The sequence below is a fragment of the Streptosporangium sp. NPDC049248 genome (assembly GCF_040678965.1).
Taxonomy (GTDB): domain Bacteria; phylum Actinomycetota; class Actinomycetes; order Streptosporangiales; family Streptosporangiaceae; genus Streptosporangium; species Streptosporangium fukuiense.
This window is the reverse complement of the sequence record NZ_JBFAQY010000003.1, coordinates 122,244-136,853: the sequence shown is the minus strand read 5'-3', so window position 1 is coordinate 136,853 and position 14,610 is coordinate 122,244. Positions and strand designations below refer to the sequence as shown.

General features: G+C 70.8%; 4 protein-coding genes. 1 reads left to right on the top strand and 3 read right to left on the bottom strand.

Translation table 11 applies throughout. The features are described 5' to 3' along the window. Nucleotides 1-111: 111 nt before the first annotated feature. From AB0K21_RS07250 to AB0K21_RS07240, 3 genes are all read right to left on the bottom strand, one after another. The gene (locus tag AB0K21_RS07250) at nt 112-2,406 is read right to left on the bottom strand and encodes a hypothetical protein (RefSeq protein WP_364148571.1); all 2,295 of its coding nucleotides are present in this window, start codon (nt 2,404-2,406) and stop codon (nt 112-114) included. A 14-nt stretch (nt 2,407-2,420) separates the two neighbouring features. Further along, a complete protein-coding gene (locus AB0K21_RS07245) occupies nt 2,421-11,918 on the bottom strand; it encodes a calcium-binding protein (RefSeq protein WP_364148568.1) in 9,498 nt (3,165 codons plus the stop codon). Between the two features lie 582 nt (nt 11,919-12,500). Beyond that, nucleotides 12,501-13,157, bottom strand: coding sequence for a TetR/AcrR family transcriptional regulator (locus tag AB0K21_RS07240; RefSeq protein ID WP_343963000.1), 657 nt, complete (start codon nt 13,155-13,157; stop codon nt 12,501-12,503). 69 nt (nt 13,158-13,226) lie between these two features. Between AB0K21_RS07240 and AB0K21_RS07235 the strand changes: the two genes are divergently transcribed. Continuing rightward, nucleotides 13,227-14,528: a GH1 family beta-glucosidase gene (locus AB0K21_RS07235; RefSeq protein ID WP_364148965.1), complete on the top strand. Its 1,302-nt coding sequence runs from the start codon at nt 13,227-13,229 to the stop codon at nt 14,526-14,528. Nucleotides 14,529-14,610: the final 82 nt, after the last annotated feature.

Genomic DNA, 14,610 nt, shown 5'->3' with positions numbered 1-14,610 from the left:
GGGACCAGGCCGGGCCGTCACCGGTTGACCGGTGACGGCCCGGATCCAGGCACCACCTGATCGTCGGCGCAGGTGGCACCCCGCCGGTGGTGTCGGCGACCGGGTCGGCCCTCAGGAACGGGCCAGGGTGAAGCGCCCGCTCCCGTTCTTCTGGATCACTATCACGGCATGGGAGCCGGTCACGGTCGGTGTGATGGTGATGCGCTCGGCCATGCCCGGTCCCCGGGCGAAGGCGCCCTTCGCGTCCGCTCTCGGTCTCGCCCACTTGGACGCGCTGGGCGCCATTGTGAAGATGTCGAGATCCTGGCCGTCGAGGGGGGTGACGGTGAAACTCACCGGCTCGCCCGTCGTGAGGTCCGCGGTGCGGATCTCGACGATGTCGGCCGATTCCATGGACAGCTCGGTGGAGGTCGCCGGCGCGAGCGAGCCCTCCGACTCGGCGAACTCGACGAGGTAGGAATCGCTGTCGAGCGCGCTCGCGTTGTGGACCCGGGGGAAGTAGGTCTTCGGACCGGACGTGGCGTCGACGGCGACGAAGTCCGGCTTGTCGTTGCCGGTCTGCTTGCTCGAGATCCCGTTCGTGTGCGACCGATCCTTGAAGAGGCTCACGTGGACGTCTCGCGTGGGAGACTCGACCAGGAGCGCGGCCACCACCGACCAGGTGGGCCGTGCGGTGGTGAGGGAGTAGTCGCCGGACGGCACGGGCGGGCGGTTGAGCTCGACCCTGTCCAGCAGCGGTTCGAAGAACTCCGGATCGATGGTGTTCTGGTAGAAGGCGGCCAGCGCCTCCTGCTTTCCCGCCGGGGTCGATATCCCCGCCAGCAGGGCGTTCTTGAACTCGCTGACGGTGTTCGGCCTGCTCGCCGCGACGACGGAGGCGACCTTCTCCGGGCCTTCTGAGGAGAGGTCCCAGTAGATCTCGTTCCTTGGGTCACCGTCGGCGATGTCCATCAGCGCGCCGGCCACCCGGCCCTCGATGTCGGGTCCCGTCGCTCCTCCCCATTCGGGGGTGTCCCAGGTGGCGTTCTCCAGGTCGACCGACGCGTCCAGCGGCCCCCAGCGCCGGTGAGTCTCCCCGTAGGCCTGGACCGCCAGCCAGGTGGCCCACCCCTCCGTCCAGGCGCATCCCTCCGAGGTCACCTGGTTCATCCAGCGCAGGCCGCCGCACGAGGGGGCCGACGGGTACGCGTCGGCGTAGGCGTAGTCCATGATGAAGTGGCCGATCTCGTGGGCCACGGTCATCTTCGCGAGGTGATCCGTCGCGTTCATGATGATGTGGTCGGGCTCGGAGCAGCTCGAAACGCAGTTGTTGAAGACGGCGTACGGGACCGTGAAGTCGGGGGCCCATTTGATCGGTATCGAGCGGCAGGGTGAGGCGCCGGCGACCCAGCAGCCGCCCGGGTTCCCGATCCAGCCGGTGTACGCCTTCCACGCGGCGTGCGCGGCCGTGAAGATCCGGAACGTGCCCTCGTCCGTGCTGCCGGGCGCGGGGAGGTAGTCGACGATCTCTCTTTCGCCCTGCTCGACATCCGGGACGACGGGCGTCTGGAACGTGTAGAGGGCCCTGTTCCTCGGATCCTGGACCGACCAGTGGTCGTTGAAGGACAGACCCGTCACGTAGACGTCCTGACCACCGCTCTCGTCGCTGTCGTCTCCGTCGAAGCACAGCTCGTAGTCGCCCTGGTCATCGGTCTCGCCTCTGGCGAGCACGTCGTCACCCCCTTCCGCGTCCCGGTCCATGACGTGCAGCCTGAGCCGGGGAACGCCCTGGACGGTCCCTTCGACCGTCAGGTGCGCGACCGTGCCCTGCACGCAGGTGTCCGCCTTTGTCACGTCCACTGTCGCGTCCACCGTCGTGTCCACCGCCGCGAACGTCTCGGCGGGCGGAGGGGCGAGGGTCACGGTCGCGGGTCGCGCCATGCCGAAGAAGGACTTCTCCTGCCCGACGGTGACGTAGGCCAGCGCCTCGTTGCCCGGGCCGGGCCGCCCGTCCGTGACGTGGACGTTGACGGCGGCCGGGCCGGGCGCGGTGGCCGTCACCGTGCCGACGTAACGCGCCTGCTCGTTCTTCCGCATCGGGCCGGTACGGCTCGCACGGTCCAGGTGGCTGCGCCCGATCGTCGCGGGGCCCCGGCTCGTTCCCGAGGGCGGGCTCACCCAGCGCAGGTTCTCGGGCAGGTCCATCAGGACCCGCACGTTCGCCGCCTTCTCCTTCGAGGTGACCGTGACGCTCAGCGTGGCGGTCTGCCCCACGGCCGGTGCCCGGTCGAGGGTGGCGGTGACGGCGAAGCAGTCGCCGGGCACGCACCGCTTCGCGGCGGCGGGTCCGGTCTCCGCGTGGGCGATCGCCCCTCCGGCGGAGAGGCCGGTGGCCACGAGCACCACCGCCAGTAGTCGATGCAGCATTGACGAATCCTTTCTCAGCTCGCGCATGCCCACGGCGAATCGAAATGTCCAGGTGTGGATGGGTAGGCCGAGCCGCTGTCATTGGCCGGTATCGCCAGCTCCACGTACGCGGACGTACCGGGTGTGGTCGCGTCCGCCGCCGTACGGCCGGCGCCCGAACCCCACGCCACCTTGGCGAGGAAGTCCTGCATGGCCGGGGAGTGCTGGCGGACGATGTTGTGGCCGCCGTTGGCCGCGCCGCAGTGACTGAACAGGTTGTACGAGCCGTTCCAGTCGATCATCCTGTCCCCCGGGTTCGGCCCGTTGGCGGTGATGTCGCCCTGCAGCACGTCCCGGCCCGCTCCTCCGTACAGCCAGTCGACGCCCTGGTGATGCTGGTCGTCGCCACCCTGGGCGTCGGCCTTGTCGGTCAGCTTGAACCACAGGCACGGGTCCACGCTGGTGGTCGGCGTGTCGGCCGGCCAGCGCCCGGGGGCGCAGTTGCCCGGGTAGGAGCCCCGGGGGTTGTAGTCGAGCAGGTCCGAGCCGAGCACGGCCGGCTCCGTTCCCCCTGCGCCACCGAACACGTGGTCGACCATCCGATCGCCGGTGCCCCTGGCGCCCGGATCGAACGTCCCGTCGGAGCTCAGGCAGTCCGGGGTCGCCGCGTCCAGGACGGGGTCGCAGCCCTTGCCGCCCCACAGCACGTCCGCGCCGCCGCCGCCGAAGACCTCGTCGCCGCCGCTGTCTCCGTTGGCCAGGTCGTCGCCGTACCCGGCGTGCAGGCTGTCACGGCCGGGACCGCCTCGCATGGTGTCGTCGCCACCCGAGGTGAGGCCGTCGTGCGGCATGGCCGGATCGGTGGGCGCGCCGACCCAGACATCGCCGTCGGCGTCGTGCAGCAGATCGGCCCGCCGGTCGTAGGTGCCCTCGCGGAAACCGGTGTAGCTCTCCTTGGGCGGCGACTTGAGGCTGACCGTGAAGCTCAGCCGTCGCGCGTCCCCCGCGTCGACGCGTTCGTTCACGACACCGCCCCGGTCGCCGAGCATGGCGTCCTCGCCCGCGCCGCCGTCCATCTCGTCGTCGCCGAGTTCGCCGAACAGGTCGTCGTTCCCCGCGCCGCCGAAGATCCGGTCGTCGCCGTCCTGACCCCACAGTCCGTCGTCGCCGTCGTCGCCGTACATCCGGTCCGCGCCGAACGCGCCCGCGGGTTCACACGTCCGCTGCGCCTCGGTGCAGAACCGGGTGGCGGAGCCGGGCAGGTCCGGGTCGTGGGTGCGGCCGCGTGTGGCGTTCGCCGGCACCTGGCCCGCGGGGTACCGCTCGGTGTAGACCCGCTCCGCCGTCCCGGTCAGGGTGCGGACGAGTGAGCCGTTGTCACCGAGCAGCACGTCGTCCGCGCCGCCGCCCTCGATCGCGTCGTCACCGTCCGGCGCCCCGGGGACCGAGGATCCGCCGATCAGGTCGTCCTGTCCCGCCTGCGGATCGGTGCCTTCGAGGTCCTGGGCCCCGCCCGCCGTTCCCGGCCAGCCCGGGTCGGGCAACGGGGTGACGGTGGTCTGCGCGGAGTTCGCCGACAGCGGGAGGTCACCGCGGAGCACGTCGGCTCCGCCGCCTCCCTCCACGTAGTCGCCGTCGCCGCCGCCGGAGAGGAAGTCGTCGCCGTCCTGGCCCCAGAGCACGTCCACTCCCGTGCCGCCGGAGATCCGGTCCGCACCCGCCGCGCCGCCCAGCGACCGCACCGTCCTGGCGGTCATCGGAGTTCCCCGCGACCCGAGCCGCACGGTGGCGCGGGTCGGTTTCTCCGCCCCGGCCACCCGGAGGATCTCGGCGTTGTCGCCCAGCACGACGTCGTCGCCCGGCCCGCCGTACAACGCGTCGGCCTGGTCGGCCGCACCGGTGAACGAGCCGCCGACCAGATCGTCGTCGCCCTGGTCGCCTTCCACCCAGTCGGTGTCCTGGCCGCCTTCGGCGTAGTCGTCTCCTTCCCCGCCGCGCAGCCGGTCGGTGCCCTCCTGCCCGAAGAGGGCGTCGTCGCCCGCGCCGCCGTCCACCACGTCCGCGCCGGAGCCGCCGCCCAGCAATTGCACCCGGTGGGCGCGCTGCTGCCCTGGCCTGCGGGCCACGGGGGTGGCCTCCCCCGTCGTGGCGAGGACGGCGTTGTCGCCCGCGATCACGTCGGGCCCGTCACCGCCGGACAGCGTGTCCCCCTTGTCAGGGTGCGCCCCGGTTCCTCCGCCGACGATCTCGTCCTCGCCCGCCTCTCCGTACACGGTGTCCGCGCCGTTGCCGCCCTCCAGGTGGTCCGCGCCGTCGTTGCCGTGGATCTCGTCGTCGCCGATCCCGCCGAAGGAGGTGTCGTCGCCGTCCCCGCCATGGATCACGTCCCCGGCGCCCGCCGTCGCCGGCGTCCCGTCGAGGTCGTGCGACCCCGTCGCCGTGCCGTTGTCGCCGACCAGCCGGTCGGCGCCGGTGTCGCCGTACAGCGTGTCGGCCCCGTCGTCCTTTCCGGCGAGACGGTCTCCGCCGACGACCAGGTCGTCCCCGGCGCCGCCGAAGAGCATGTCCTCGCCGTCGTTGCCCTCGACCGTGTCGGCCTGGGCGCCGCCGTACAGGGTGTCGTCACCGCCGCCGCCCGACACCTGGTCGACCCCGTCGTCGCCGTATCCGGTGTCCTTGCCCGACCCGCCTTCGACGACGTCGTCGCCGGCGCCGCCGTACAGTTCGTCGTCACCGCGTTCGCCGCAGATCCGGTCGTCGCCGCCGCCCGCCACGACGCGGTCGTCGCCACCGCCCGCCGACACGACCTCGCGGCCCGCGCCGCCCAGGATGAGGTCCCGGCCGTCCTTCGCGTCCTCGGCCTCCTCGCACGGCTCGGCGCGACGACGGTCGCCGAAGACGGTGGCCCCGCCGTCCCCGCCGACCAGGTGGTCGTCGCCGTACCCGCCCACCAGCAGCTTGGCCGAGGCGGTCACCCCTGCCGGCAGTGGCAGGTGGTTCACCGCGCGCACCGGCCCGTACGGCTCCGTCCCGGTGACCTCGCCGACCTCGGACGGCTCGGCGATCACCCAGTCGTCGCCGGGGCCGCCGAAGATCTCGTCCTTCCCGTAGCCTCCCGCGAGCACGTCCTCGCCACCGCCGCCGAAGATCCGGCTGACCTGGCCGGGCTGCGAGCGCCCGGCGACCAGGTCGACGCCCCTGCCGCCGTAGACCTTGTCGTCGCCCGCGCCGGTGTCGACGTAGTTGACCCCCGAGTCCTCCGGGCCCTCGTCCTCCGGCCCGGTGGCCTGCCGCGGACCCGTGTAGATCTCGTCGTCGTTCGAGCCGCCGGTCAGCGTGTCCCCGCCCGGCCCGCCGACCAGGGTGTTCGGCTGGGCGCGGTAGCGCGGGGACGGGTCGCCGGCGGCCAGCGGGCTGTCGGAGCCCACGCTGATCGTGTCGGCTCCGCCGTTGCCCCACAGGTGGTTGCCGCCCAGACCCGCGGTGATCCTGTCGTCGCCGTCGTCGGCGCGATCCTGCGGTTCTTCCGGAGTGTCGTCCCCGTCCCAGTCCGCGACCTCGACGCCACCGACCCTGCGTTTGCCGGGAACGAGCCCGCCGTCGCCCGCGACCCAGTCGCCCGCGCCGCCCACGGTCAGGTGGTCGTTGCCCGGCCCGCCGGCCACGAAGGCCCTGGCACCGCCGTACTGGTCACCCGTGGTGATCTGGTCGTCGCCCGCGCCGCCGTCCACCACGGACGCGCCCACACCCGTCATGACCACGTCGTTCGCCGCGCCGCCGAAGGCCACCACCTTCTTGTCGAAGGGGTACGGCTTGCCGTCCGAGCCCGCGTAGCCCTGGAAGAGCAACCGCAGGTCGCCGGTCGCCCCACGACCGTCGGCCAGCACCCGGTCGAACCCATCGCCTCGGTACTCCTCACGGAAGCCGAGCGCGCTGACCGCGAATCCCGCCTCCTGCGTGTCGTCGGCGGGGAGTTGGATCACCGTCCACTGTTCGGCGTCGTCGCCCGGATCCGCCCAGTCGCCACCGCGAGCCCCGCGCATGGGGCCGATGTGCAGGACGAGGGCGTTTCCACTCGCCGTCGCCAGCTTCGGTGGTTCGACCCCGCAGTCGGGCCGTACGGCGAAGTCGAGCAGGGTGGCCTCGACGATCGTCCAGTCGAACCGCTTCTTGAAGATCGAGACTCCGATCTCCACCCATGCCTTCAGGTAGACCTTGAGCTTGCCGTCCATGTTGAACAGGCACTGCGGGTTGCGCAGCAGCACGGTCACGAACTCGCCGAACCGGAACTTGCCGTCGTTGGTCGGGTCCGCCCAGCTCATCGCGATCGTCAGGGAGATGCCCCCGTTTATCCCGGCCTTGATGAGGAACAGTTCCACCGCCGCCCCGGCCTCCAGCTCACCGCGCAGGGTGATCACCGGGAGCGGGAGCCCGCGCTCGTCGGTCGTCACCAGGTAGAGGCTGTCGAGAACGCGGATGTCGACCTTGCGTTCCTCGATCGCCTTGCGGATGCCGTAGGTGTCGAAGCCCGCCTTGATGCGCCCCTCGATGCCGGCGCTGCCGGAGATGACCACCATGATCGGCGGCGGGGCGTAGACCGGGCCGAACGACTGGCTGTAGTTGAACCCGAGCCGCAGCGGGCCCGAGTCGTACTCGACGAGCTCCACGTCCTTGCCCATGAGCAGGCTGAAGATCGCCTTCCCCTTGTTCTCGAGCACGGGGAAGGCGAACCCGGCGCTCTCCGCGTGGTCGATGGGGCCGGACGGGGCGGCCTTCGCCTTCGCGCCGCTCTTGGCGCCGCTCTTGGCACCGGCCTTCGCGCAGGTCCTGGCCTTGTCGTCCAGCGCCTTGAAGAGATCCTCGGTGGCGAAGCGCTCCCCGGTGATGAGCGAGTCCGCCACGTCCGGCGAGTTCGGCGTGTTCAGCGCCTGGCCGCCGAGCACCTGGAAGCTCCCGATCGGGATGGCGATCGAGCCCTGGCAGTCGGGCAGGCTGGACAGGACCCTGGTGACCTCGACCACCTTGGTCAGGAACTCCGTGTCCATTCCCCCGCCGAGGGTGTTGAACTTCTCGGCGATCGTGATCAGGTTCACGTCCGTGCCCCCGGCCGCCCTGCTCAGGTCCGACAGTACGGGGATCGGCGCGTAGAGCTGGTCGATGACCGGCCTGACCGGTTCGGTGAGCCGTTTGACCTGGGTGACCACCGGGCCGAGTACGGTGCGGAAGAAGTCGCCCGCCTCCAGGGTCACGTCGTTGAAGGAGATGTGCAGGTCGTCGGGGTCCGGTGTGCCCCCCTTGGTGAGGTCCCAGTCGAGACGGAATCCGCCGTACAGGCCGGGCAGCATCGGTGAACCCGCCTGGACGGTGAACTTCCAGTCGATGTTCGCCCGAGCCGACATCGTGGTCTCCACGAGATCTCCCGGGTCGGCCAGCTGGGCCATGCCGATCCGGCCGACGGGCTTGAGGCCGACGATGAACGCGCCCGCGAAGAGTTCGGGTGCCGCCGTGGGCCGGTTCTCCAGCTTCACGTCCAGAATCGAGAGCTTGGCGTTGATCTCCTTGGGCAGCTTGACGTTCACCCCTATTCCGAGGTTGGGCCGGTCGTCCTGCTCGGAGTTGACGAAGAACCCGCTCTGGCGGTCCAGGCCGACGGTGGCGTGCAGCCTCCAGGCGAGGTTCGCCTGCACGCCGTCCCCCTCTCCCTGGCGCAGTGCGAGGCCGGGGACGCCGATGTCCAGCCGCCGCTCGACGCTCTCGCAGTCGCCGGAGCACCCCTTGACCGGGTCGAGCTCTCCGACGCCGATGTCGATGGTGAACTTGATGCCGGTCAGTTGCGGGCCCGGTACGGCGTCGCACGTCTCTCCCTCGGCGGGCCCCTGCGCGGTGACACAGCTGATCACCGGCTGCACTCCTGGGCCGATCTTGGGCGCGAGGTAGGTGGTGTACCAGGTCCGCAGGTCCTTGCCGGTGGGGACCCTGCCCTGGTTCGGCAGCTTGGAGAGCGCCTCCTTGATCTCCTGGCGCTTGGCTCCGATGAAGTCGGCACCCTGCTGGAGGTCGTCGCCGACGGCGGGCAGCTTGCCGTCCTGCGCGGCGAACCGCAGGCCGGACTCCATCAGCGTGAGGTAACGCTCGATGCCGTCGCCCAGGTTGTACCAGTCCAGCTCCATACCGGCGGGCAGGGTGCCGAAATCGAAGTCCGGCACCTCCAGCCGTTTGATCCCGTCCGGCAGTTCGGTGGTGAGGTCGAACATGTCGGACAGCGGGGCCACGCGCGGGAGCCGCACGACGAAGGCGTGCTCGCCGTCGGTGGTCACCGGACCGCCGTTGAGGTAGGTGGGGAGCACCGCGCACAGCGCCAGGTCCGTCTGCTCGCGCTGCGGGTCCTGGGCGCACTGGACCGAGTCGCTGGTCTCGTTGAGCGACAGGTCGATGCCGGTGAAGAAGTCGGCCAGCTTGACGGGCTCCTCCGTCTCTCCCGGGTAGCGCAGGTTGACGCTGTAGGCGAGCTTGACCTGCAGGGGGTCGTCGTCCTTCTTGCCGAGCGCGACGGGCAGCGGCCCGATGGTGCCCTCGACCGTGCCGTTCAGCTCCGCCTGGGCCCCGAGCCACACATTCGAGGTGGGGTCGATCCGCAGGTCCTCGGCGGGGTCGAAGGCGGCCTTGAGCGGCACGACGAGGCCGAGCTGGACCCCGCCGTCCACGCCGACGTCGAGAGTTCCGGAGCCGGAGGCGGCGACCAGGCTCTTGTCGCCGAACGAGAACCGCAGCGGCTCCTCGGAGGTGGCCTTCTTGTCGTAGTTCAGTGTGATCTTGAGCTCACCGGGGGAGCCCGGCAGGTAGTTGATCCCGACCTGCCCGCCGAGCGCCTTGTTCAGCTCGTCCACCAGACCCTGCAGGGTGTCGGGCGGAGCCGCGGTCAGCCGGTCGATCGCGTCCCTGAGGGGAGGTCGCAGGCGGTACCGCGTGCCGGTCTCGGGGAGGTTGCCGGTGAACTTCTCGGTGAAGGCGAGGGTGTCGTCGCCGCAGACGGCGGCCACCCGCAGGAGCCGGCTGCCGATGTGCACCCCCCGGCCCACGTAGGCGTCGGTGAACGTGTGCGAGGGGTCGGTGAGGTGGCCCAGGTCGGGGCGGCAGCCGCCGTTGCCGTAGAGGACACCGGAGCCGCCGCCTGTCTCCTCGGCGGCGACGAGCTCGGACACCGAGCGGCCGACCAGGGGAAGCCTCGCGGCCAGGGCGTCCTGCACCGGGCCGGTCCCCTTGACGTTGTCGAGGTAGGCCGCCAGCGCCCCCAGTGACTTGATCAGCGTGCCGAAGAGCGCGCGGGGGTTGTCGGGGTCGAAACCGAACTCCCCGACCTCGCCGAGCCTGTCGAACCCGCGGAACTCGACGGTGGCCGGATCGCCGATGTCCGGCATCACGACGTCTCCGGAGATGGTGCCGCCGAAGAAGTCGGACGCTCCGGGAACACCCACGGCGAGCCTGCCCCTGGCCTCGGCGTTCACCCGAACGTCGAGTAGCTCGTCCGGCTTGGCGGCGAGCCGCTCGAACAGCTGCGTCAGCCGTACGTCACCCTGGTCCTTGAGCGTCACCCTGAGCAGGTCGCCCGTGTTCCTGGCCCCCATCGACAGATTGCCGGTGAGCCGCACACCCAGGTAACCGACGCCCGCGTCGACGTTCACTCCGGTCAGCACCGACAGCTGGGCACCGAACAGGTCGCGTCCCGTGCGGAGCAGGGTGCGGTCGGCGGCGCGGGGCAGCTCGGACACCACGGTCGAGGTGCCGTCCGGGTTGGTGTGACGGTAGGGGCACGCCTTGCCCTGGCCGTCCGGCCTGCTCGCGCAGCCCTGGCCGGTGACCGGGTCGCTCAGGTCGAGTACGACCGTCGCCGAGGCGTGGTAGCCCCGCATGACCTGTGCCGTCGACGCCGCGGCGTTCGCCCTGGTGATCCCGGCGTCGGCCTTGAAGGTGTCGCCGAAGGTCACCTGGCCGATCAGCGGATCGGACGAGGCGATCCGGTAGGTCGCGCCGGGCGCGGGGAGGCTCGTGCGCCAGTCGCCGGCCAGGGTGATCGTGTCCGCGGAGTTGCCGGCCACGATGCCGCTCGATGTGCCCGCGGTGACCGTGCGCCCCTTGAACTCGTCCTTCTCCCACTTCCTGCCCGTGTGCTTGAGAGTCCGGGCGGCATAGGTGACGCCGGTGCCGCCGCCACTGGTCGTCTGGCCCGCCGGGTTGAGCGGTTCCGGCGTCGCGTTGACGTTGCGGTCGACGACGATCGTGAAGGCGATCTTCTTGTCGGAGTCGTCGTATCCGGCCTCGGTGACCTTGACGACCGCGCCGCCGGGAAGGTTCTTCGCCGCTCCCAGCGCGGCCAGCATGCTCTGGATCGAGGTGAACGTCGGCTCGCCGGTGTCACCGTTGACGCTGTCCTTGACGAACTTCTCGATCGCCTCGGAGACCCGCACCGCGTCCGCCAGGCTGCCGCGCATGAACGGTAGGTCCAGGTTGCCCTTCAGCGGGCTTTGGGCGTCCTTGCGCCACTGGGAGCGCTGGACCGCGTTGATCGCGTTGGCCAGGTGCGCCAGCCCGTCCAGCAGGTCCTTGGGCGTCAGGTGCTGGAAGCGGTTGAGCCGGTCCAGGTCGGACTGGGCGACGGTGACCTGTGGCGTCCCGGTCGCGATGTCCGGCCAGTTCACCTTGACGGTCGCGGTCGCGCCGTCGACCGGCGCCCCCGCGAAGGGCTGGGCCCGCAGGTTGAAGGTGGCGGCGGCCGACCCCGCCGGGGAGACGCGGAACAGACCGGCGGCCGCGCCCTCCGCGGCCAGCTCGCCTGTCCCGGTCAGGTCCAGCCTGCCGTCGCCGTTCGGATCGGCGGCCGAGAAGGTGAGGGTGGAGCCGATGTCGAGCGCCGAGTCTCCCAGCACGTCCACGCCGAGAATGCCGAACGCCGCCGTGGCCTTCGCCGCGGAGTCCAGCCGTCCGGCGGCCTGGACCGTCAGCGCGGGGCCGGAGGCGTCCTTGATCAGGTAGACGGACCGGGTGACCTGGTCGTATCCGAAGGACAGCTTCGCGTTCAGCTTCAGGTCGACGTCCACGCTCTTCGACGTGGTGAACGACACCCTGGGCGTCGCGCTGGAGATGCTGACCGGCTGGTCGCCGACCGACCTGGTGACGTCGAGGGTCAGGTCGAGGCGCTTGAGGCCGCCCTCCTCGCGGGTGCTCGCGAGAAGCCTGCCTGCCCGCGGGCCCGGCGTGGTGTACTCCGGTTCGAGTTCGGAAAGGCTGGTGATGTCCTTGATCGGGTCGTACATCGCCTGATCGAACAGGGTTTCCAGGCCCAGGCCCGCCTCGGCTCCGGGGACCAGCCCGACCAGTGGCAGCCGCTCACCGAGCCTGCCCAGGGTGGCGAAGCCCCGGCTCACCTCGGCGAACCGCTTCACCCCTGCCAGCAGGGCGGTGGTCTCGGCGTCCCGTTGGGACCGCGCCGACGCGGTCTGAGGTAGCCCGGCCGTCATGCTCACCGTGACGAGCACCGCACACAATATTCTGAGCAGTCCACGTGCCCGCACGAGGCCTCCATGACAAACCGGGTTATTCAGGTGCAAAACGCGATTTTTGTACTCCTGCCGACTTGAGATCGACTAAGCGAGATCTCGTCGAGAAAACCCCAAGTCGCCTCGGATAGAGGAACCCGCCGCCCGCCCAGCGGCACGCCGCAGGGACAGCCCTGGACGCGGCACCGCCCCTGCCGCGCGCCGCGCGCGACCCGGGGTCGAGGAAACCGCGGACAGCCGCGACAAAACAGATCTTGCATTCTTTCCGGTCTACCGGATCTCATCCATCCAGGTCAGAGCCGTCGCGTCGGCACAGCGGCCGATCCGGTCCCAGAGGCGACGCGACCAGATGTCGCCGAAACCCGATCGGGCCACAGTGGGTCTGGAGCACGCCCGCGCCCTCGCTCTACACCCAGGTGCGGGACGCGGCCGCCCGACTCAGGTCACGTCCTGGTCGAGGACGACATGCTCGACCACCTGTGCTCGGAGCCCGATCTGACCCTGTGGGCGCACAACACGCTCATGACCGGCCCCTGCACCAACGCGGGCGGGCGCCCGGGGTCATCCCTGCGACAGGTGCGCCGACAGGTAGCGGCGGACCAGGTGCTTGCACTCGGCGATCAGCTCGGGGTCCCCGTCGGGCAGGGAGCGGAAGGCGAGCTTGAGCACCGCGTCGGCGGCCTCGACCGCGACGAAGAGCGCCCGGTCCAGTTCGGGGCCGATCGGGGCGCCGAGCAGCTCGACGGTGATCGTACGGAGCCGGTCGGCCACGATGACGTTGTTCTCCAGCGCGGCGTCGAGCATCCGTTCGGTCCCCTTGACCACGGGCCCGCCGGGTGCGGCGAGCACCTCCCCGAAGTCGACGACGGCGAATCCCGGCGTGGCCCGCTTCATCGCGACGAACTCGTCGATCGCGAGGTCGACCATCTCCGTCCAGTCGGAGAGCCGCACCTCCGCGAGCCTGGCCGTGATCCGGCCGAGGAACGCCTCCAGGTTGCGCAGCGCCAGCGCCCGTACCAGCCCCTGCTTGTCGGGGAAGAACTGGTAGAAGGTACCGATCGGCACCTCCGCGCGGCGCGCGACCTCCTTGGTGGTCAGCGCCTCGTAGCCGACCTCGTCCAGCAGCCGCGCGCACTCGTCCAGCATGCGCTCGACCCGTTCCAGGCTGCGGCGCTGGGCAGGGCGGCGGCGAAGCGTTCCCCCGGAGACGTTCGTCATCTCTCCATCATCCCCCACGGGCAGGCCCGAGGGTTAACATGAGCCAGACTCATACATTTGGAGGCCGGAATGTTCCTGTGGGGTACGGCGACCGCGTCCTACCAGATCGAGGGCGCCGTCGCCGAGGACGGGCGTGGCGCCTCGATCTGGGACACCTTCGCCCACGAGCCCGGCCGCGTCCGCGGCGGCGACACCGGCGACGTGGCCTGCGACCACTACCACCGCTGGGAAGAGGACGTCGAGCTGATGTCCGGCCTCGGGGTGAACTCCTACCGCTTCTCCATCGCCTGGCCGCGCGTCCAGCCGGACGGCAAGGGCGCGATCAACCAGGCCGGCCTGGACTTCTACGACCGGCTGACCGACGCGCTCCGCGAGCGGGACATCGTCCCGGCGGCCACGCTGTTCCACTGGGATCTGCCGCAGCCCCTGGAGGACGAGGGCGGCTGGCTGAACCGCGACACCGCCTACCGCTTCGCCGAGTACGCCGCGGCGGTGGCCGACCGGCTCGCCGACCGGATCCCGATGTGGATCACTCTGAACGAGCCCTTCGTCCACATGGTCTTCGGCTACGCGCTGGGCGCCCACGCTCCCGGCAGGACCCTGGTCCTGGACGCGCTACCCGCCGCCCACCACCAGCTGCTCGGGCACGGCCTGGCGGTGCGGGAGCTGCGGGCGCGCGGCGCGGAGCAGGTCCTGATCACCAACAACTGCACCCCGGTCTGGCCCGCCTCCGCCGACCCCGCCGACCTGGCCGCCGCCGACGCCTACGACATCCTGCACAACCGCCTGTTCAACGACCCGGTGCTGCTCGGCTCCTATCCCGACCTGTCGGCGTACGGGGTGAGCCTGGACTGTGTCCGAGACGGCGACCTGGATCTGATCGGCGCGCCCCTCGACGGCATCGGTATCAACTACTACAACCCCACCCGGATCGCCGCGCCCACCGGTGAGGGCCTCCCCTTCGAGGACGCGGGTGTCACCGGCTACCCCACCACCGCCTTCGGCTGGCCCGTCGTCCCCGACGGCCTGCGCGAGCTGCTGGTCGGCCTCCGCGCCCGGTACGGCGACGCCCTCCCACCGGTCTACATCACCGAGAACGGCTGCTCCCAGCCCGACGAACCGGCCCCCGACGGGACGGTCGACGACCAGGCCAGGATCGACTTCCTCGACGGCCACATCGAAGCCGTCGAGCGGGCTCGGGCGGAGGGGGTGGACGTGCGCGGCTACTACGTCTGGTCCCTGCTGGACAACTTCGAGTGGGCCGAGGGCTACAGCCAGCGCTTCGGACTCGTCCACGTCGACTTCCCCACCGGGAAGCGCACCCCCAAGGCCTCCTACGAATGGCTGCGCCGGCGGATCTCACAGGGCTGACGTCACGTCTTTCACACCCGGCGCCGCGTGCTCGGACGTCCGCGTACACCGGGAGCCGGCATCGCGCCCCCGGCGCCGGCCC